This window comes from Curtobacterium sp. MCPF17_051, assembly GCF_003234595.1.
Classification (GTDB): Bacteria; Actinomycetota; Actinomycetes; order Actinomycetales; family Microbacteriaceae; genus Curtobacterium; species Curtobacterium flaccumfaciens.
Window position 1 is genome coordinate 93,649 of the sequence record NZ_QKSE01000012.1, and the last position, 21,433, is coordinate 115,081.

A 21,433-nucleotide genomic window follows, 5' to 3' on the forward strand; every position below is an offset into this window, starting at 1 on the left:
TTCCACCCCTGGTCGGCGTTTCCCGGTCAACTGAGGGGGAACAGGGCACGCGCTCGTCCGCAGGGTGGGGGACCGATCGCAACCGGAACGACGAAGGACCCGCGCCGATCGGTGCGGGTCCTTCGTGGGTGGTTCTGCCTTGCTCGCTGCGGAGAATGGGGGATTCGAACCCCCGAGGGCTTGCACCCAACACGCTTTCCAAGCGTGCGCCATAGGCCACTAGGCGAATTCTCCTGACACCGTCTCGCGACGGCGACACCCAATGGTACAGGTTCTCCGCGGTGCTCACGACCGCGTGTCGTCGGCGCCGGTGCTCCCAGATGTCGTGACATGTGCGGCGACTACCCTGGGCGTCGTGTCGACCCGCATCTACATCACGTCAGCAGAAGGGCACACGGGCAAGAGCACCGTCGCGCTCGGTGTCCTCGAGACCCTTGCCCGGTCCGTCGGTCGCGTCGGCGTGTTCCGGCCCGTCGCCCGCTCGGTCGTCGAACCCGACTACGTGCTCGAGCTGCTGCTGCAGCACACGGCCGTCGGCATCTCGTACGACGACGCGGTCGGGGTCACCTACGACGACGTGCACGCCGACCCCGAGGCGGCGCTCGGCACCATCGTCACCCGGTTCGCCCAGGTCGAGCGGCAGTGCGACGCCGTCGTGGTGCTCGGGTCCGACTACACCGACGTGGGCAGCCCCACCGAGCTGTCCTTCAACGCGAAGGTCGCCGCGAACCTCGGCGCCCCGGTGCTCCTCGTGCTGGGTGGCCGCGACGCCGCCGAACGCGCGGCCCGCACTCCCGAGGGCATGGCGCAGGTGGCGGACGTCACGACGAGCGAGTTGCGGGCGGCACACGCGCAGCTGTTCGGCGTCGTGGTGAACCGCGCCGACCCGGACGCCCTGGCCGCCATCGTGACGAGCGTCGAGCAGGCCGTGCACGACGACCACCCCGACGTCCCGGTGTGGGCGATCCCCGAGGACCGCGTCCTCGTCGCCCCGACGGTCCGCGCCCTGCTGCAGGCCACCGGCGCCACCCTGGTCCGCGGTGACGACGCCCTGCTCGACCGCGAGGCCCTCGGCACCGTCGTCGCGGGCATGAGCATGGAGAACGTCCTGCCCCGGCTCATCGAGGGCGGCATAGTCGTCGTCCCCGGTGACCGGAGCGACGTCCTGATCGCCACGCTGCTCGCCAACCAGTCCGAGACGTTCCCGAGCCTGGCCGGCGTCATCCTGAACGGCGGGTTCGAGATCGCCCCGCAGGTGTCCCGGCTGCTCGAGGGCCTGTCGAGCTCGCTGCCGATCGCGCAGAACGACCTCGGCACGTACGACACCGCCCTCCGGATCACCCAGACCCGTGGCCGCCTGGCCGCCGACTCGCCCCGGAAGGCCGACCTGGCGCTCGCCCTGTTCGAGCAGCACGTCGACGCCGAGGCCCTGCGCGACCGCCTGCAGCTCGCCCCGTCCGGGGTCGTCACCCCGCTCATGTTCGAGCACGGCCTGCTCGACCGGGCGCGCAGCTACGGCAAGCGCATCGTCCTGCCCGAGGGCGAGGACGACCGCATCCTCCGCGCCGCCTCCACCCTGCTGCAGCGCCAGGTCTGCGAGCTCACGATCCTCGGCGACCCCGCCGCCATCCGCACGCGGGCGACCGAGCTCGGCCTCGACCTCGAGGCCGCGCAGCTCGTCTCGCCGTTCGACCCCGAGCTGCGGGAACGCTTCGCCGAGGAGTACACCCGGCTCCGCGCCCACAAGGGGATGTCGATCGAGCTCGCCCGCGACACCGTCACCGACGTCTCGTACTTCGGCACGATGATGGTGCAGCTCGGGCTCGCCGACGGCATGGTCTCCGGCGCGAAGCACACCACGGCGCACACCATCCGGCCGTCGTTCGAGATCATCAAGACCCGTCCGGACACCTCGATCGTGTCGAGCGTGTTCCTGATGGCGCTCGCCGACCGCGTGCTCGTCTACGGCGACTGCGCGGTGATCCCGGACCCGACGAGCGAGCAGCTCGCGGACATCGCGATCTCGTCCGCCGAGACCGCGACCCAGTTCGGCATCGACCCCCGCGTCGCGATGCTCAGCTACTCCACCGGCGACAGCGGCTCCGGCGCCGACGTCGACAAGGTGCGCGCCGGCACCGCGTTCGTGCGGGAACGCCGGCCCGACCTGCTCGTCGAGGGCCCGATCCAGTACGACGCCGCAGCCGACCCCACGGTCGCGTCGACCAAGATGCCGGACTCCCCGGTCGCCGGCCGCGCGACGGTGTTCATCTTCCCCGATCTCAACACCGGCAACAACACGTACAAGGCCGTGCAACGCTCGGCCGGCGCCGTGGCGATCGGCCCGGTCCTGCAGGGTCTGCGCAAGCCGATCAACGACCTGTCGCGGGGAGCCCTGGTGGGCGACATCGTGAACACCGTCGCGATCACCGCGATCCAGGCCGGCACCGCGACCGACGCGGCCTGACCGCCCGACCCGCACCGCGCCTCCAGACCCGACAGAAAGTGACCACCCCGTGACCGCAGCCCTCGTCGTCAACTCCGGCTCGAGCTCGTTCAAGTACCAGCTCATCGAACTCGAGGACGAGCGCACGCTCGCCTCCGGGCTCGTCGAGCGCATCGGTGAGTCCGCCGGGGCCTGGAAGCACACCAACGCGCTGACGGGGGAGTCGTCGTCGAACGACGCCGCGTCGGTGCCCGACCACGCGGCCGGGTTCCAGGCGATGATCGACGCGTTCGCGAAGGTCGGGCCGTCGTTCGACGAACACCCGCCCGCCGTCGTCGGCCACCGTGTCGTGCACGGCGGCACCACCTTCGACCGTGCGACGGTCGTCACGGACCAGGTCGAGCAGCAGATCGAGGACCTCAACAGCCTCGCGCCGCTGCACAACCCCGCGAACCTCGAGGGGATCCGGGCCGCGAAGCAGGTCTTCTCGGACGTCCCGCACGTCGCCGTGTTCGACACCGCGTTCCACCAGACGATGCCGCCGCACGCGTACACGTACGCGATCCCCGCCGACCTGGCCGCCGAGTACGGGATCCGCCGCTACGGCATGCACGGCACCAGCCACAAGTACGTCTCCGAGCAGGCCGCGGAGTTCCTCGACCGGCCGCTCGCCGAGCTCAAGACGATCGTGCTGCACCTGGGCAACGGCGCCTCGGTCGCGGCCATCGACGGCGGCAGGTCCATCGAGACCTCGATGGGGCTGACCCCGCTCGAGGGGCTCGTCATGGGCACCCGCTCCGGCGACCTCGACCCCGCGGTGCTCATCCACCTGCACCGCGAGGCCGGGATGACCTTCGACGAGCTCGACACCATGCTCAACAAGCGGTCCGGTCTGCTCGGCCTGACCGGCAGCGGCGACATGCGGGACGTGCAGGACGCCGCCACCAAGGGCGACGAGCAGGCGGAGGCGGCGCTCGCCGTGTACCGCCACCGCATCCGTCGCTACGTGGGCGCCTACACGGCACAGCTCGGCGGGCTCGACGCGGTCGTGTTCACCGCGGGGGTCGGCGAGAACAACGCGCTGCTGCGGCGGCGCGTGCTCGCAGGGCTCGAGCACCTGGGCATCGAGATCGATCCGGACCGCAACGAGCTGGCGTCGCGGGATGCCCGCCGCATCTCCACGGACGGTTCACGGGTCGCGGTGCTCGTCATCCCGACGAACGAGGAGCTCGAGATCGCCCGGCAGTCGGCTGCGGTCGCGCTCTGACGCGCGGGGCACGTGCCGCCTCGCATCGTCGCGCTGGCACGGTGCGGCCGGGAGGCTCGGTGCGGGCTGGCACCGCGCCTCCTGGCCGTCCGTGGGCCGCGTCCAGTGCACCGTGCGGGCCGCGCGGACCGGTCAGGTGAGGGCGTCCAGCGCCGCGGGGATCGGGGTGTCGCCGCTGGTGACCTCGAACTGCACGCCGACCGCGGCGTCGTCGAGCAGGGCGTGCAGGACGACGGTCGCGACGTCCGCGCGGGGGATCGAGCCGCGCGGCACCGTCCGGCCGACGTGGACGGTGCCCTGCGGCGGCGTGTCGAGCAGGCCGCCGGGACGCACGATCGTCCAGCGGAGGCGTCGGGCCCGCAGGTTCGCGTCCGCCTCGGCCTTCGCCCGCAGGTAGACCTGGAACACCGCGGCGTCGTCCTGCGCGGGCACGACGGCGAGCTCGGGGTCGTAGGTGTCGGCTGCCATCGCGGAGATCATCACGTAGCGCTCGATGCCGGCACGCTCGGCGGCGTCGGCGAGCAGGATCGCACCGTCACGGTCGACGGTGAGCTTCCGTTCGGCGCCGCTGTTCGGCCCGGCACCGGCGGCGAACACCACGGCATCGACACCGCGCAGGCGGAGCGCCAGGTCGTCGTCGCCGAGCTGCTCCAGGTCGGCGACGATCGCACGCGCCCCCTGTTGCTCGACGTCGGCCACGTGCGCGGGGTTGCGGACGATCGCGACGGCGTCGTGGCCGGCGTCGGTGATCTGGCGGGCGAGGAGCAGGGCGATCTGGCCGTGTCCTCCGGCGATGGCGATCTTCATGTGTTCGAGTCTGCCCGTCGCGTCCGGTAGACTTCTCGGCGGCTCCTCACGTGACGCCATCCAGGCCAACTCCCCCAGGGCGGAAACGCAGCAAGGGTAACCGGGCTCTGGCGGGTGCGTGAGGAGTCTTCTTCGTTTCCGCCGGGTCTGTTCCGGGCCGACGCCACCCCCGTTCGGGAGGGCCGGCGCACTTTTTCGGCGGCACGTGCGGACACGAACCTGATCATGTGTAAAGATCTGCCTCAGGAATCCCCAACCAGGGTTCCGACCCTCCACCGCCTCACCAGCGGAGGAGCCTCCACCGCCTCACCAGCGGTGGATTCCGAGGATCAGGTGGCGGGCGCGCCCGCCAGGAAAAGAGACACGCATGCGCAGGCACGCGTCGCTGCCCGGTACCCCCGTACCCTCCGCAGCGGACGAACGGACACGACGGATCACCCGCGCCGACGGCCGAGCTCGAGGACGAGCGACGGACGGTCGGCGGCTCCTCCTGCGCGGCGGCGTCGTCGCCACGGTGACGGCGCTCATCGCCGCCACCGTGGCGATCCAACCCGCTGCGGCCGCCCAGACCGACGTCGCCGAGGCCGAGGGGCTGCTGCTCAGCGGCTCCGGCATCGTCAACGCCGACGCGGTCGCCCAGCTCGGCGGCGCGTACTCCGCGCGTGGGGCGAGCTCCGGCGGCGGCACCACGAATCAGCCGCTCAACCTGACGGCGCTCAACGCCGTGGGGGTCGACCTCGGCAACGACATCGACCTGCTCGGCCCGAACGGCATCCTGACCCTCGGTGTCGACGGCCAGTACGCCACGACCTCGGCCACGGGCGCGACCGCCTCGTCGGGGCTCCTGACGAACGACGGCGGCATCGGGGTCGGCACCGGGTCCGGCACCGGCGCTGCGACGGTGGACCTCAACCCGCTGTTCTCACGCGTCGGCGCCGACACCAGGGTGCTGTCGAACGCACAGCTGCGGGTCGGGGCGCTGGCGTCCCGGATCCAGGCGACGCGCGGCACCACGGTCGGGACGACGACGGACTACCGGATCGCCGGCGCGGACCTGAACCTGACGAGCCCCGCGGTCGCCGGACTCAGCACGGCGCTCCGGAACGACCTGCGCACCTTCTCGGGCACGGTGAACTCCGCGGTCGGGGCGGACGGGGCGCTGTCCGGCACGACCACGGCGCTGACGAGCGAGCTGCAGCGGCTCCTCCGCACGACGAGCCTCGGACTCGTGAACCTCAACGGCACGACCGTCACCGCGACCGTCGACCTGAACCTCGACGACACCCTGACCCGGGTGCTGCAGCAGCCGCTCACGGACGGTGCGGTGACGATCACCCCGTCGACCGGCGCGATCACCGTCGACCTCGACCGGCTCACCACGCTGAACGGTCAGCCGGCGAACACGTCGGTGCTGACCGAGGCTGCCGTGAGCTCGATCAACCGGAGCATCACGACGATCCTCGGCACGCAGCTGCCGACCGCACTGCAGACCGCGGTCGTCAACACGATCAACTCGACCGCCGTGCGGGTGAACGTCACCGCGAACGTCAACCTCGCGGGCATCCCGCTCACCGCACTGGCCCTCCGGGCGGACACCACGCTCGGCGCCCTCGCCGGCACGTCGCCCGCCACAGCCACGGTGACGGCGACGGGCGGGCCCCTCGGCCTGAACGTGCTCGGCACCCTGCTCGCCCCGGCGGTCAACACCGTCGTCATCCCGGCACTGCAGACCATCGTGCGTCCCCTGGTGACGGGCACGGCCCTGACGAACCTCGGCACGACGCTCACGGCGACGACCTCGGCCGTCTCCACCCTGCTGAGCCCCGTCGTGCTGCTGCTCCGTCAGGTCGTCGACCTCACCGTGAACGCGCAGGACACCACGGGCTTCCGCGACCCCCGCGGGTTCGACACCGGATCGCGGAGCGTGCACGCCCTGCGGCTCTCCGTGCTCCCCGGGGTGAACGTCGCCACCGTGGACCTCGCCACCTCGACCGTGCGTGCCACGGCCTTCGCGGCCCCGACCATCACGGCGCCCACGGCCGGACAGCAGTTCACCGTGCCATCGGCGACCTCGACCCGCAGCGTCGTCGTGAGCGGGGCCGGCGAGCCCGGCGCCTCCGTGGCCGTCAGCCTCGGCGGGGACCGGACCGGCACCGCGACCGTCGCTGCCGACGGGACCTGGACGACGACCATCCCCGACGTCCCCACCGGTTCGTACACCGCGACCGCGACCCAGACGGTCGGCGGCACCGCGGCCGGCACCGCGACGCAGGACTTCTCCGTCGTCGCCCAGCGAGCCCTGACGATCACCACGCCCACGGCCGGTCAGACCTTCACCACGACGGGGGAGACCGCCCCCGTCACCCTGACGGGCACCGCGACGGCGAACGCGCGCATCAGCGTCGACCTGGGCGGCGGCGTGACCGCGACGGGCACGGCCGACGACGCCGGCGCCTGGAGCATCACCGTCCCCGAGGTCCCGGTCGGCGAGCAGACGGCGAGCGCCACGCAGACGGTCGGCGACACGACCTCGGCACCCGTGACCCGGTCCTTCCGGGTCGTGGCCGCGGCCGGCCTGACCGTCGACACCCCCACGGCGGACCAGGACTTCCCGCTCGCCGGCGACACCCGGTCCGTCCCGTTCTCCGGCAGCGCACAGGCCGGTGCCCGCGTGGACGTCGACCTCGGTGACGGCCTGACCGCCACCACCCGCGCGAACGCCGACGGCACCTGGTCGACGAGCGTCACGGACGTCCCGGCCGGGGAGTACTCGGCCGAGGTCACCCAGACCGTCGGCGGCACCACGAGCGCCCCGGTCACCCGGGACTTCACCGTGACGGCGGCCCCCGCGCTCACCATCGACGAGCCCGCCGACGGCAGCACCATCACCGTCGCCGACGAGAGCTCGACCACCCCGGTGACGGTGTCCGGCTCGGCCGCCCCGAACGCCCGGGTCACCGTCGGCATCGGTGGTTCCTTCGCCGCCGCGGTCACCGCCGACGAGGACGGCGCCTGGACGACGACCTTCGCCGACGTCCCGGTCGGGGAGCGCACCGTCACGGCGCGTCAGAGCGTCGACGGCACCACGTCCGGCCCGGTCGAGACCACCTTCACCGTCGAGGCGGGCGACCCGCTCGCGATCACCTCGCCCGAGGACGGCGACGTGGTCACCGTCCTCGACGTCGACACCACCACCGACCTCGACCTGGCCGGCACGGCCGAGGCCGGCGCCGAGGTGCGGGTCTCGCTCGGCGACGGGCTGACCGCCACCACGACGGCCGACGACGACGGCACGTGGACGCTGACCGTCACCGACGTCCCGGTCGGTCGGTACACGATCTCAGCGACGCAGACCGTCGGCGGGACCACCTCGCCGGCCGTCCGCCAGGTCGTCACGGTGCAGGCGGGCGCCCCGCTCGCCGTCACCGCTCCGGCGCAGGACGCCACCGTCACGGTCGCCACCGACGACTCCGTCGTCGACGTCACCGTGCGGGGCACCGCGCAGCCCGGCGCCCGCCTCGAGGTCGTCCTGGACGACGGCGACGCGGTGTCCACGACGGCGGACCCGCAGGGTGCCTGGTCGGTGGTCCTCACCGACGTCGGCACCGGCGACCACACCGCGACGGTCACCCAGACCGTCGACGGTGCGACCTCGGCACCGGTCGACCGTGACTTCGCGGTCGGGGCCGGCGACGAGCTCGTCATCGTGGCACCGGGTGACGCCCAGCAGGTCCCCGCCGGCACCGGCGGGCAGGCCAACGTGGTCGTCCGCGGCACCGCGGAGCCCGGCGCGACCGTCGCCGTCACGATCGACGAGGGCGACTCCGTCAAGGTCGTCACGGACACGGCCGGCAACTGGGAGCTCCCGACCACGCAGCTCGGCATCGGCGAGCACACCGTCGAGGCCGTGCAGACCGTGAACGGCACCGACGGCCCGGTGGTCACGCGTGACTTCACCGTGATCCCCGGCAACGCCATCGTCATCGACACCCCGGCGAGCGGCGCACGCTTCGTCGTGGTCGACGCCGACGCCACCGCGACCGTCCGGATCACCGGCACGGCCGAGCCCGGTGCCGCGGTGACCGTCTCGGTCGGACCCGGCACCCGGTTCACCACCACGGCTGACGACGACGGGCGGTGGGCGGTCGACGCGACCGGTCTCGCCCCGACCGGCGTCTACACGGCGTCGGCCAGCCAGGAGGTGGAGGACGTCGTGACGAGCGCCGTCCCGATCACCTTCGAGGTCGTCACGGCCAACGCGCTGACGATCACCGGTCCGGACACGGACCCGATCACGGTCGCCGGCCCCGGTGTCGAGCGCGACGTCACGGTCACCGGCACCGGCCAGCCCGGCGCCACGGTCACGGCGACCCTCGCCGGGTCCGACGACCGGGAGACGACGATCGGTGCCGACGGCACGTGGTCGGTCACGTTCCCCGACCTCGGCGTCGACGTGCACCAGGTCACGGTCACCCAGACCCTGGCCGGCACCGTCTCCGACCCGCGCACCTCCGACCCGGTCGAGCGCGCCGTCACGATCGAGGCCGCCGAAGCGGTCACGATCACCGCACCGGGGACCGACGTGGTCCTCCTCGTGCCGGACGCCGACGCCACGCGCGACGTCGTGGTCACGGGTTCGGCGGAGCCGGGCGCGCCGGTGACGGTGCGACTCGGCGACGACGAGGCGACCACCACCGCGGACGCGGACGGCGACTGGACGGTCACGTTCGGTGGGGTCGGTGTCGGCACCCCGACGCTCACCGCCAGCCAGACGGTCGGCGGGACCACCGCCTCCAGTCCGGACCAGACCGTCACGGTGCGGGCCGGAACCGCGCTCGCCATCGTGACCCCGGAGGACGGCGACGTCCTGACGGTCGCCGACACGTCCGGCACCGCCGACGTCGAGGTGACCGGTCGGGCGCAGCCCGACGCCGAGGTGACGGTCCGGCTCTCGACCGGCGAGGCCGAGACGGTGACCGCGGACGAGGACGGCCGGTGGGAGACCACCTTCCAGGACGTCCCGGTCGGCGACCACCGCGTCACCGCGACGCAGGTCGTCGGCGGGCAGACCTCGACGCCGGTGACGGCCGCGGTGTCGGTCCGTGCCGGAGCCCCGCTCGTCGTGTCCACGCCGCGGGGTGCCACCACCGTCACGGTGGCGGACGACGACGCCACCACCGGGGTCGACTTCGCCGGCACCGGTGAGCCGGGCGCGACCGTCACGGTCGACCTCGGCGACGGCGGGAGCGCCACGGCGACCGTGGACGAGGACGGCCGCTGGGCGACCACGGTCGAGGACGTGCCGACCGGCTCGTTCACGGCCTCGGTCACGCAGGCCGTGAACGGCACCACGAGCGCGGCGGTCGAACGACCGGTGTCCGTGGTCGCCGCTGCGGCCCTGGTCATCCGTGAGCCCGGCGACGACCCCATCACGGTGGCCGACGGCGACGCGACGACGACCGTGACGGTCGCCGGTGACGCCCAGCCCGGCGCCACGGTGACGGTCACCGTCGACGACCGCGACCCCGTCGAGGTCACCGCCGGTGACGACGGCTCGTGGAGCGTCGACGTGCCGGACCTCGGTGTCGGCGAGCACGCCGTCGAGGTGACGCAGACCGTGGACGGCTCGACCTCGACCACCCCGGTCGAGACGACGTTCGAGATCGAGGCTGGCGCACCCGTCGTCATCACGGAGCCGACGGCCGACCAGGAGTACACGGTCGCCGACGGCGACGGCACGACGACGGTCGACGTCGCCGGCACCGCCGAGCCGGGCGCGACCATCGTGGTCGACCTGGGCGACGGTCGCACCGAGTCGACCACCGCGGACGACGAGGGCGCGTGGAGCGTCTCGGTCCCCGGGGTGCCGGCCGGCACCACGACCGTCAGTGTCACGCAGCGCATCGGCGACACCGAGTCCGCGCCGGTGACGGTGGACGTCCGCGTCCTCGTCGCCGACCCGATCACGATCGCCACCCCGGCGGACGGGACCACGATCCGGGTCGCCCAGCGCGACTCGGTCGCGACCCTCACCGCCGCGGGGGCCGCCGAGCCCGGTGCCGAGGTCCGCGTCACGATCGACGGCGGCGACGCCCGGACCGTGACCGCGACCGACGCCGGCACCTGGAGCGTCGAACTGCCGGACACCGCCGTCGGTGAGCACACGATCCGTGCGACCCAGACGGTGGACGGCTCGACGTCCGCAGCGGTGGGCAGCACCTTCACCGTGGCACCCGGTGCCGCGCTGACGGTCACCGCCCCGGCGGACGACACCACGTTCACCGTGCCGAGCACCGACCCCACCGCGACCGTCCCGGTCGGCGGCGTGGGCCAGCCCGGTGCGACGGTCCGCGTCGTCCTCGACGACGCCGACCCGGTCGTGGTCCGTGTCGGCACCGACGGACGGTGGGAGACCGCCCTCGTCGACGTGCCGGCGGGCGAGCACACGCTCGTCGTCACCCAGGTCGTGAACGGCACGACGTCCGATGCGATCGAGCGCGACGTGACCGTCGTGGTCGCCGCTGCGGACGCGATCGTCGTGACCAGCCCGGCCGACGGCGCCGACGTCCGCGTGCTCGGCGGTTCGACCGACGTCCGCGTGACCGGTACCTCCGCACCGAACGCCGCCGTCTCGGTCCGCATCGACGACGGCACCGCGGTCACCACGACCGCGGACGACGACGGTGCGTGGTCCGTGACGGTGCCGGACGTCGCCGAGGGATCGCACACGGTCGCCGCCAGCCAGACGGTCGACGGTGCCACCACCGACGCTCCCCAGGTCGGCTTCACCGTGACGGCCGCGACGCCGGTCGTCATCTCGAGCCCGACCGACGGCCAGGCGTTCCCGACCACGGGGTCGACGACCTCGGTCCCGGTGAGCGGCACCGCCGAGCCCGGTGCGACCGTCACGGTCGACGTCGACGGCCGGACCGCCACGACGACCGCCGGCGACGACGGCTCGTGGACGGTCACGATCGGTGGGGTCCCCGTCGGGGACCACACGGTGTCGGTGACGGAGACGGTCGGCGGTCGGACCTCCGACCCGGTGACGGTCGACGTCACGGTCGTGGCCGCGCAGGAGACGGGCATCGTCATCACGAGCCCCGACCCCGGGCAGCTGATCCCGGCGGACGGCTTCGGCGACACCGGCTCGTTCACGGTGACCGGTCAGGCCACCCCGGGCGCCGCGGTGACGGTGACCCTGTCCACCGGGCAGGTCCGCACCACCACCGCCGACGACGAGGGCGCGTGGAGCGTCGTGTTCGATCGCGTGCCCGAGGGTGAGTGGACGATCGGTGCCACCCAGTCGGTGAACGGCACGACCTCGACGGCGCCCCGGGTGCCGGTCGTGGTCGACACCCTGGAGCCGCTCGCGGTCACCTCGCCGACGCCGGGCTCGCAGTACATGGCGGACGAGGACGGTGACCACGACCTGATGGTGACGGGCACCGCCGAGCCCGGCGCGACGGTCACCGTGCAGCCGATGGGCCGCGACGCGGTCGCCACGACGGCCGACGAGGACGGCACGTGGTGGGTCATGGTGGGGCTGCCCGTCGGCGGCCACGTGCTGCGAGTCACCCAGTCGGTCGGCGGGTTCACCTCGCAGGCGCAGATGCTCCGCGTCATGGTGATGGACGACGCGGTGGACCCGGAGGAGCCGGGCACGCCCGGGAACCCGGGGACGCCCGGAACGCCCGGCACCCCCGGAACGCCGGGTGCGCCCGGTCTGCCCGGCACGCCGGGGACCGGCGGTGGTTCCGGAACCGGCACCGGGACCGGCATCGGCACCGACGGTGGCTCCGCGAACGGCTCGGGCACCGGGACCGGTGGCTCCGGCAACGGCAACGGTGACCTCGCCTGGACCGGCGCGGACGTCGTCCCGATCGCCGGCACCGCGGCGGGCCTGGTGGCCCTCGGGTTCCTGCTGCTGGGGCTCTCCCGCCTCGCCGGCGGGTTCCGTCGCCGCACCCGCGGCTGAGTCCGCACCAGCGTCACACACCGCGCCTCCCGCCCGTCGACCAGACGGACGGGAGGCGCGGTGCCGTCCGGGCGCTCGGCCCACCGCCGGCGGGTCATCCGGCCCGGTGGGACGACCTGTGGACGGGCACGCGGGTTGTCGGTCGTGACGGCTACCCTTGTCGCGTGGTCACCGCCCTGTATCGCCGTTACCGGCCCGAGAACTTCGCCGAGCTGATCGGGCAGTCGCAGGTCACCGACCCGCTCCGCACGGCGCTCCGCATGAACCGCGTCAACCACGCCTACCTGTTCAGCGGCCCGCGTGGTTGCGGGAAGACGACCTCGGCCCGCATCCTCGCGCGCTGCCTGAACTGCGCCGAGGGCCCGACCGACACCCCCTGCGGTGTCTGCCCGAGCTGCGTGGAACTCGCCCGCGACGGCAGCGGCTCGCTCGACGTCATCGAGATCGACGCCGCGAGCCACAACGGTGTCGACGACGCGCGTGACCTGCGCGACCGGGCCGTGTTCGCCCCGGCTCGCGACCGCTACAAGATCTTCATCCTCGACGAAGCGCACATGGTGACGCCGCAGGGGTTCAACGCGCTGCTCAAGCTGGTCGAGGAACCGCCGGAGCACGTCAAGTTCATCTTCGCGACGACCGAGCCCGAGAAGGTCATCGGCACCATCCGGTCGCGCACCCACCACTACCCGTTCCGGCTCGTCCCGCCCGCGGTCATGCTCGAGTACATCGAGCAGCTCTGCACGCAGGAGTCCGTGTCGGTGGCCCCCGGCGTCCTGCCCCTGGTGGTGCGTGCCGGCGGCGGATCCGTCCGTGACACCCTGTCGCTGCTCGACCAGCTGATGGCCGGCAGCGAAGACGGTGCGATCGCCTACGAGCGTGCCGTGGCCCTGCTCGGTTACACCGACGCCGCCCTGCTCGACGACGTCGTCGACGCCCTGGCCGTCGCCGACCCGGCGTCCGCGTTCGCCGCGATCGACCGTGTCGTGCAGACCGGACAGGACCCCCGCCGCTTCGTCGAGGACCTGCTCGAGCGCCTGCGCGACCTGATCGTCGTCGCGGCGACCAACGAGAGCGCCGCTGCCGTCCTGCGCGGGGTCTCACCGGAAGAGCTCGACACCATGAGCCGCCAGGCCGGGGTCTTCGGCGCGACGGGGCTCTCCCGTTCCGCCGACATCGCGAACCGGGCGCTCACCGAGATGACCGGCGCGACCTCGCCCCGGTTGCACCTCGAACTCATGACGGCCCGGATGCTCGTGCCCGAGGCCGACGACACCCAGCGCGGGGCCCTCGCCCGGGTGGAGCGGCTGGAACGTCGTGTCGGTGTGGGCGACGCCGGTGGACACCAGGCCGGCGCCGGCGAGCAGTCCGCTCCCGCAGTCGCCGCTGCACCCCGTCGTGAGCAGCCGACGGCCGCGGCTCCCGCAGCTCCTGCTCCCTCCCTCGCCCCGACGCCCGCTCCGGCAGCGGCTCGCACGACGACCGAGCGTCCCGTCGAGCAGCCCGTCGCGCCGCAGGCCGGCTCCGGAGCCGTGGCTCGTGACGCCGCAGCGTCGTGGGCAGCGGTCGCTCCGAGCACTCCTGGAGCGCCCGCGCAGACCTCGACCGAGCCCGCGAAGCCCGAGCCCGCGAAGCCCGAGCCCTCGCCCGCGAAGCCCGCGGCCGAGCCGGTCAGTCCGTCGTCCACCGGTCAGGGCACGACGATCGGTGACGAGCCCGCCGTCCGGACCGTCGGTGCCGTCGGCTTCCAGCAGATGCGCGACTCCTGGCCGCAGATCGTCGAGCACGTGCAGCACGCCAAGCGTTCGGCGTGGTCGGTGGTCGTCACGGCGCAGGTCACCGCGCTCCGCGACGACGTGCTGACGCTGACGTTCCCGAGCCAGCAGGACGTCGCCTCGTTCAAGGAGATGTCCGACCCCTCGGCCAGCGTCAGCGAACTGCTCCGTGCCGCCATCGTGGACGTCCTCGGGCTCCGCGTGAAGTTCGTCGCCCGCGGGCCCGGACAGCAGCAGCGTCCCCAGCAGCAGCAGCAGCAGCAGCAGCAGCAGTCGGCTCCGGCACAGCAGGCCGCGCCTGCGAAGCGTCCGGCGCCCGCTGCGCAGGTGCCCGCCGCCGCCCCGACCGCGGCACCGGCACCGGCACCGGCATCGGAACCTGCAGCACCGGAGGCGCCGGCGTCCGCTGCCGTCCCGACGCCGACGGCCGCCCCTGCCACGGAGCCGAAGGTCGCGTCGGCAACACCCCGGTCGACGGCAGACCCGGCGCCGAAGGCAGCGCCGGAGCCGAAGGCAGCGTCGACCGCGTCCGCACCGCAGCGCGACCAGGCACCGGCCGAGCCGACCCCCGCTCCCTCCGGTGCACCGGTGACGGACTGGGCGGTCGCGACGATCCCGGCCAGCGACCCCACCGTCGACGCCGTCCCGGAGTCCGTCGAGCCCAGCTGGGCAGCACCCTTCGGCACCGTGCCGGCGTCCGCGCCGGTCGCCCCCGCCGAGACGAGCACGCCCCAGCCGACCGAGCCGGCACCGTCGGCCGCACCCGCGCGACCGGCCGGTGCCACGGCCGGGCAGCCCGACCAGCCGACCGCCCCGGGTCCGCAGGCGGCGTCCGGAGCCGGAGTCGTGCCTCCCGGCGGTCCTGTCGTGCCGGGCGTACCGGTCGACGACTACCCGCTCGACGACGAACCGTACGACGACGGAGCACCGTTCCCCGACCCTGGGATCGGACGCGGCTCCGCGCCCGCAACCGCAGCGCCCGCAGTCGCGGCGCCGGCGGCCCCGGCGCAGCAGGCCGCACCGCAGCGCGCGGCCCAGCCCGCCGCCGCTCCCGCGCGCACCGCACCGCCCGCGCGCCGTGCCCCGGTCGCCGGCCGGTACGGCGAGGCCGTCGTGCGTGAGATCCTCAACGCCCAGTTCATCGAGGAGACCGCTCTCCACCAGGACGGTGCCTGATGTACGACGGGATCGTCCAGGACCTCATCGACGAGTTCGGCCGACTGCCCGGCATCGGCCCGAAGTCGGCGCAGCGCATCGCCTTCCACATCCTGCAGACCGAGTCGTTCGACCCGAGCCGGCTGTCCGAGCTGCTCGCCGACGTCAAGGAGCGGGTCCGCTTCTGCGAGATCTGCGGCAACGTCACCGAGAACGTCCAGTGCAGCATCTGCCGTGACCCCCGCCGCTCGCCGGCCACGATCTGCGTGGTGGAAGAAGCGAAGGACGTCGCGGCGATCGAGCGCACCCGGGAGTTCCGTGGGCTGTACCACGTGCTCGGCGGGGCGATCAGCCCGATCGACGGCATCGGACCGGACGACCTCCGCATCCAGCAGCTCATGACGCGCCTGGCCGACGGCACCGTGGCCGAGGTCATCATCGCGACCGACCCCAACCTCGAGGGCGAGGCGACGGCGACCTACCTCAGCCGGCTGCTCGTCCCGATGGGCATCCGCACCACACGGCTCGCGTCGGGGTTGCCGGTCGGCGGCGACCTGGAGTACGCCGACGAGGTCACGCTCGGTCGTGCCTTCGAGGGTCGCCGCGTCGTCGGGGGCTGACCCCCACGCAGGATCCTTGCGTGCGGCCCGCTCGCACGCAACATCCCCGAAACACCGACTACCATTGTGAGACCGCGTGACCTCGCGGTGTCGCCGTCCCCGGGAGTACCAGCCAGTGGCCTTGATCGTGCAGAAGTTCGGTGGTTCATCCGTCGCGGACGCCGAGAGCATCAAGCGCGTGGCGAAGCGGATCGTCGAGACGAAGAAGGCCGGCAACGACGTGGTCGTGGCGGTGTCGGCGATGGGCGACACCACCGACGAACTCGTCGACCTGGCGCACTCGGTCACGCCGATCCCCGCCGGCCGTGAGCTCGACATGCTGCTGACCGCGGGGGAGCGCATCTCGATGGCGCTGCTCGCGATGGCGATCAAGAGCCTCGGGGTCGAAGCGTCCTCCTACACCGGCAGCCAGGCCGGCATGCTCACCGACGCCCAGCACGGCAAGGCCCGCATCGTCGACGTCACCCCGAAGCGCGTGCGTGAGGCGCTCGACTCCGGCCACGTCGCGATCGTCGCCGGGTTCCAGGGCTTCAACCGCACCACGGGCGAGATCACCACGCTCGGCCGCGGTGGTTCGGACACCACGGCCGTCGCCCTCGCCGCAGCACTCGACGCCGACGTCTGCGAGATCTACACCGACGTCGACGGCATCTTCACCGCCGACCCCCGCGTCGTGCCGAAGGCCCGCAAGGTCGACCGCGTCACCAGCGAAGAGATGCTCGAGCTCGCAGCCTCGGGTGCCAAGGTCCTGTACATCCGCGCCGTCGAGTACGCCCGGCGGCACGGCGTCACCCTGCACGTCCGGTCCTCGTTCAACAACAACGAGGGCACCATCGTCTACAACCCTGCCGAGGGGGAAACCGTGGAAGAACCGATCATCACCGGGATCGCCGGAGACCTCTCCGAGGGCAAGATCACCGTCGTGGGGGTCCCGGACCAGCCGGGCAAGGCCGCCGAGATCTTCACGAACGTCGCGCGCGCCGGGGCGAACATCGACATGATCGTCCAGAACGTGTCGGCGGCGTCGACCGGGCGGACGGACATCTCGTTCACCCTGCCGAAGGACCAGGGCCAGACCGTGCTCACGGCGCTCGAGGTCGCGAAGGCCGACATCGGCTACGAGAGCATCCAGTACGACGACCAGATCGGCAAGCTCGCCCTGGTCGGAGCCGGGATGCGCACGAACGCCGGTGTCTCGGCGCAGCTCTTCCGCGCCCTGCACGACGCGTCGATCAACATCGAGATGATCTCCACGTCCGAGATCCGCATCTCGGTCGTGACCCGCGCCGACACCCTGAACGAGGCGATGCGCGTCGTGCACAGCGCGTTCGGCCTCGATGCCGATGCCGAGGCAGTCGTCTACGCCGGCACCGGCCGCTGACGCCCGCCGACCCGTTGATCCGCTGAACCACCAGGAGCACCGCATGAGCACCCTCACCGTCGCCGTCGTCGGCGCCACCGGCCAGGTCGGCGCCGTGATGCGTCGCCTGCTCGAAGAGCGCGCGTTCCCGGCCGACCGGGTCCGCTTCTTCGCGAGCGCCCGTTCCGCCGGCACGACGCTGCCGTTCCGGGGCGAGCAGATCGTGGTCGAGGACTCCGAGCTCGCCGACCCGTCCGGCATCGACATCGCGCTGTTCTCCGCCGGGGCCACCGCCTCGCGGGCCCTCGCGCCGAAGTTCGCCGCTGCCGGAGCGCTCGTCGTCGACAACTCGAGCGCCTGGCGCATGGACCCCGACGTCCCGCTCGTCGTGAGCGAGGTGAACCCGCACGCCATCGACCAGGCGCCGAAGGGGATCATCGCGAACCCGAACTGCACGACCATGGCGATCATGCCGGTGCTCAAGGTGCTCGACACCGAGTCCGGGCTCCGCCGCCTGGTCGCGACGACCTACCAGGCGGTCTCGGGTTCCGGGCTCGCCGGGGTCGAGGAGCTCCTGGGCCAGGCGAAGGCCGCGCTCGAGCAGGACACCGCTGCGCTGACGCACGACGGATCCGCCGTGACGTTCCCCGAGCCGGTCAAGTACGTCCGCCCGATCGCCTTCGACGTCGTGCCGCTCGCTGGCAGCCTCGTCGAGGACGGCCTGGGCGAGACCGACGAGGAGAAGAAGCTCCGGAACGAGAGCCGGAAGATCCTCGAGCTCCCCGACCTGCTCGTCGCCGGCACGTGCGTGCGCGTCCCCGTGTTCACCGGCCACTCCATCTCGGTGCACGCCGAGTTCGAGCGTCCGCTGTCGCCCGAGCGTGCGACCGAGATCCTGTCGAGCGCACCCGGAGTCGAGCTCTCCGACGTCCCGACGCCGCTGCAGGCCGCCGGCCAGGACCCGGCGTTCGTCGGCCGCATCCGCGCCGACCAGTCCGCGCCCGAGGGACGCGGTCTCGTCCTGTTCGTCAGCAACGACAACCTGCGGAAGGGTGCCGCGCTCAACGCGGTGCAGATCGCCGAGACGATCGTCGCGCGCCGCTCCGTCGACGCGTAGCGCGCCGAGCGCGACCAGCAGACGGACAGGAGGCCCGTGGCGACACCGCCACGGGCCTCCTGTCCGTCTGTCGGATGCCGCCGGTAGGATCGACGGGTGGCAGAGCAGCAGGTGGATCCCATCGACGTCGTCCTGATCGGCGGAGGCATCATGAGTGCCACGCTCGGGGCCATCATCCACAAGCTCGAGCCCAGCTGGAAGATCCGCGTGTACGAGCGGCTCGGCACGGTTGCGCAGGAGTCCTCGAACCCCTGGAACAACGCGGGTACCGGGCATTCTGCACTGTGCGAGCTGAACTACACGCCGGAACTGCCGGACGGCCGTGTCGACATCGCGAAGGCCGTCACGGTCAACGAGCAGTTCCAGGTCTCGCGGCAGTTCTGGGCGCACCTGGTCGAGACCGGCGTGCTGCCGGAGCCGTCGAACTTCATCAACCCCACGCCGCACATCTCCTTCGTGTGGGGCGAGGCCAACGTCGCCTACATGCGTGCCCGGTACGAGGCCATGCGTGACCACCCGCTCTTCGCGGGCATCGAGTTCTCGGACGACCCGGCGCAGATCCGGAAGTGGGCGCCGGCGCTGATCCCCGGCCGCAGGAAGGACCAGCCGATCGCGGCGACGTACTCGGCGGCCGGCTCGGACGTCGACTTCGGGTCGCTCACCCGCCAGCTCTTCGACCAGCTCGAGATCGACGGTGTCGAGTTCGAGCCCTCGCACCAGGTCACCAACCTGACCCGCTCGAAGGTGTCCGAGGGCTGGGTGCTCAACGTCCGCAACGAGATCGGTCGGTCGACGCAGCGCATCGCCGCGAAGTTCGTCTTCGTCGGTGCCGGCGGCGGAGCCCTGCACCTGCTGCAGAAGTCCGGCATCCCGGAGATCCGCGGCTACGGCGGCTTCCCGGTGTCGGGCGAGTTCCTGCGCACCGACGACCCCGAGGTGGTGCAGAAGCACTCCGCCAAGGTCTACGGCAAGGCCAGTGTCGGTGCCCCGCCGATGTCGGTGCCGCACCTCGACACCCGCATCGTCGACGGTGGTTCGTCGCTGATGTTCGGGCCGTACGCCGGGTTCAGCCCGAAGTTCCTGAAGCAGGGCTCGGTCCTCGACCTGTTCCGCTCGATCCGGCCGCACAACCTCCGCCCGATGCTGAGCGTCGCGTTCTCGAACTTCGACCTGGTCCGCTACCTGGTCGGCCAGCTCCTCGCGTCGAAGCACACGAAATTCGAGGCGCTCCGCGACTTCATGCCGAGCGCCGAGCCCGAGCACTGGCACCGGATCACCGCCGGGCAGCGCGTCCAGGTGATCAAGCCCGACAAGGACAAGGGCGGTGTGCTGCAGTTCGGCACCGAGGTCATCACCGCAGCCGACGGTTCGATCGCGGGGCTGCTCGGAGCGTCGCCGGGCGCCTCGACGGCCGTGCCGATCATGCTCACGATGCTGCGCCGGTGCTTCCCGGACCGGTGGGACGCCTGGCAGGACGACGTCCGCGCGATGGTGCCGACCTACGGTCAGGACCTCGGCGACGACCCGGAGCTGGCGGACGCCACGCTCGAGCGCACCGCGAAGGTGCTCGGCCTGCACCACTGAGGCCTACACCGGACCGTTCCGGCTTGCGGTCCGTTCGAACGTGTGTTCGAATGACGGCATGCGGTGGAGTGGACAGGCGATCGATGCCGAGCAGAGCGACGCGCTGCCCGGGATGGAATCGAACAGCGGGTTCGTCCGGAGCGTCACGACGCCCGAGTTCGCCGGGGTGACCTTCCACGAGGTCCTGGCGAAGAGCGCCCTGAACCGGGTGCCGAGCGCGGACGGCTCGGGGACGTACGGCTGGACGATCAACCCGTACCGCGGGTGCAGCCACGCCTGCGTGTACTGCTTCGCCCGCCCGACCCACACGTACCTGGAGTTCGACGGCGGCGCCGACTTCGACCAGCAGATCGTGGTCAAGACGAACGTCGCCGACGTGCTGCGTCGTGAGCTCGGCAAGCCGTCCTGGGACCGCCACCCGGTGGCGCTCGGCACGAACACCGACCCGTACCAGCGGGCCGAGGGGCGGTACCGGCTGATGCCCGGCGTGATCGAGGCGTTGGCGGAGTCGCGCACCCCGTTCAGCATCCTGACGAAGGGCACCCTGCTGCGCCGTGACCTGCCACTGCTGGCCGAGGCGGCGAAGGTGGTGCCGGTCGACCTCGCGATGTCGATCGCCGTGTACGACGACTCGCTGCAGCAGTCGGTGGAGTCCGGCACACCGACGACGTCGGCCCGGTTGGCGACCGTGCGGGCCATCCGCGACGCCGGGCTCGACTGCGCGGTGTTCCTGATGCCGGTGCTGCCCTACATCACCGACACCCGGGCGCACCTCGACGACGCCGTCGGTCGGGCGACCGCGGCCGGCGCGACGAGCATCATGTACTCGGCGCTGCACCTGCGGCCCGGCGTCAAGCCGTGGTGGTTCGAGTGGCTCGGCCGTGAGCGACCCGACCTGGTGCAGCGGTACCGCGCGATGTACCTCGACAACACCTACGCGCCGAAGGACTACCGACGGTGGCTGTCGGAGCGCATCCGCCCGATCCTGGCGGCGCACGGTGTCGGACTGGGGCGCGTGGACCCGGCGACGGGGTCGATGGGCTTCTCCGAACCGCGAACCCTGCAGCCGGGCGTGCCGCAGGGGCCGCGGCACGGAGTCCCACAGGCGCTACCGCAGGAGCAGTCGGCGCCGACGGTGTCACCGCTGAAGCGCGCCGACCCCGGGTTCGACCAGCGGCTGCTCCGGCCGGCAGCGGCGCAGACGCTGTTCTGAAGGGTGTCCCTCCGGGTCGTGTCTTGTCCACGTTCGGGGGACAGCAAGACCCCGGTCCGGGCCGCTATCATCGTGCGGGTCGCCGCACGGCCCCGGATTCGGGGTACACGGCCGCTG

The 21,433-nt window shown here is 72.5% G+C and carries 10 protein-coding genes, 1 tRNA gene and 1 other RNA gene; 10 read left to right on the forward strand and 2 right to left on the reverse strand.

What is annotated here, in order from left to right; genetic code table 11:
- Positions 1–149: 149 nt before the first annotated feature.
- A tRNA-Ser gene (locus tag DEJ35_RS11080) sits at positions 150–234 on the reverse strand.
- 121 nt (positions 235–355) lie between these two features.
- Here DEJ35_RS11080 and pta point away from each other — a divergent pair.
- Together pta and DEJ35_RS11090 are read left to right on the forward strand one after the other, a co-directional pair.
- The gene (pta, locus tag DEJ35_RS11085; RefSeq protein ID WP_071405020.1) at positions 356–2,464 is read left to right on the forward strand and encodes a phosphate acetyltransferase; all 2,109 of its coding nucleotides are present in this window, start codon (positions 356–358) and stop codon (positions 2,462–2,464) included.
- A gap of 49 nt (positions 2,465–2,513) precedes the next feature.
- Complete coding sequence (locus DEJ35_RS11090; RefSeq protein ID WP_111123281.1) at positions 2,514–3,710, forward strand: acetate/propionate family kinase; 1,197 nt, start codon at positions 2,514–2,516, stop codon at positions 3,708–3,710.
- 132 nt (positions 3,711–3,842) lie between these two features.
- On the opposite strand, the gene DEJ35_RS11095 is transcribed toward DEJ35_RS11090, so the two are convergent.
- A complete protein-coding gene (locus tag DEJ35_RS11095; RefSeq protein WP_110861486.1) occupies positions 3,843–4,517 on the reverse strand; it encodes an SDR family oxidoreductase in 675 nt (224 codons plus the stop codon).
- A 37-nt stretch (positions 4,518–4,554) separates the two neighbouring features.
- Here DEJ35_RS11095 and ffs point away from each other — a divergent pair.
- The 8 genes from ffs to DEJ35_RS11135 all read left to right on the forward strand — a co-directional run bounded on the left by ffs (position 4,555) and on the right by DEJ35_RS11135 (position 21,316).
- An RNA gene (gene ffs / locus DEJ35_RS11100) (signal recognition particle sRNA small type) lies at positions 4,555–4,651 on the forward strand.
- Between the two features lie 233 nt (positions 4,652–4,884).
- Positions 4,885–12,495 carry a choice-of-anchor G family protein gene (locus tag DEJ35_RS11105; protein WP_111192726.1) on the forward strand — a complete coding sequence of 2,537 codons (7,611 nt, stop codon included), beginning with the start codon at positions 4,885–4,887 and terminating at the stop codon, positions 12,493–12,495.
- A gap of 164 nt (positions 12,496–12,659) precedes the next feature.
- Positions 12,660–15,443 carry a DNA polymerase III subunit gamma and tau gene (locus DEJ35_RS11110; RefSeq protein WP_111123283.1) on the forward strand — a complete coding sequence of 928 codons (2,784 nt, stop codon included), beginning with the start codon at positions 12,660–12,662 and terminating at the stop codon, positions 15,441–15,443.
- A complete protein-coding gene (gene recR / locus DEJ35_RS11115) occupies positions 15,443–16,042 on the forward strand; it encodes a recombination mediator RecR (protein WP_017888680.1) in 600 nt (199 codons plus the stop codon). Before DEJ35_RS11110 ends, recR begins: the two co-directional genes overlap by 1 nt.
- 115 nt (positions 16,043–16,157) lie before the next feature.
- Positions 16,158–17,423 carry an aspartate kinase gene (locus DEJ35_RS11120; RefSeq protein ID WP_017888681.1) on the forward strand — a complete coding sequence of 422 codons (1,266 nt, stop codon included), beginning with the start codon at positions 16,158–16,160 and terminating at the stop codon, positions 17,421–17,423.
- A 43-nt stretch (positions 17,424–17,466) separates the two neighbouring features.
- On the forward strand, positions 17,467–18,519 hold the full coding sequence (locus DEJ35_RS11125) for an aspartate-semialdehyde dehydrogenase (RefSeq protein WP_110861480.1): 1,053 nt from the start codon (positions 17,467–17,469) through the stop codon (positions 18,517–18,519).
- Between the two features lie 96 nt (positions 18,520–18,615).
- Positions 18,616–20,103 (forward strand): malate:quinone oxidoreductase, encoded by a 1,488-nt coding sequence (locus DEJ35_RS11130; RefSeq protein ID WP_111123284.1) that lies wholly within the window; start codon positions 18,616–18,618, stop codon positions 20,101–20,103.
- A gap of 58 nt (positions 20,104–20,161) precedes the next feature.
- Entirely contained in the window at positions 20,162–21,316 is a 1,155-nt protein-coding gene (locus DEJ35_RS11135) for an Rv2578c family radical SAM protein (protein WP_111123285.1), read from the forward strand.
- Positions 21,317–21,433 lie beyond the last annotated feature (117 nt).

Bases quoted from the DNA above. Each gene is read 5' to 3' on its own strand.
- DEJ35_RS11095 (WP_110861486.1), bottom strand. From the start codon at position 4,517: ATGAAGATCGCCATCGCCGGAGGACACGGCCAGATCGCCCTGCTCCTC.
- DEJ35_RS11105 (WP_111192726.1), top strand. From the start codon at position 4,885: ATGCGCAGGCACGCGTCGCTGCCCGGTACCCCCGTACCCTCCGCAGCG.
- recR (WP_017888680.1), top strand. From the start codon at position 15,443: ATGTACGACGGGATCGTCCAGGACCTCATCGACGAGTTCGGCCGACTG.
- DEJ35_RS11125 (WP_110861480.1), top strand. From the start codon at position 17,467: ATGAGCACCCTCACCGTCGCCGTCGTCGGCGCCACCGGCCAGGTCGGC.
- DEJ35_RS11135 (WP_111123285.1), top strand. From the start codon at position 20,162: ATGCGGTGGAGTGGACAGGCGATCGATGCCGAGCAGAGCGACGCGCTG.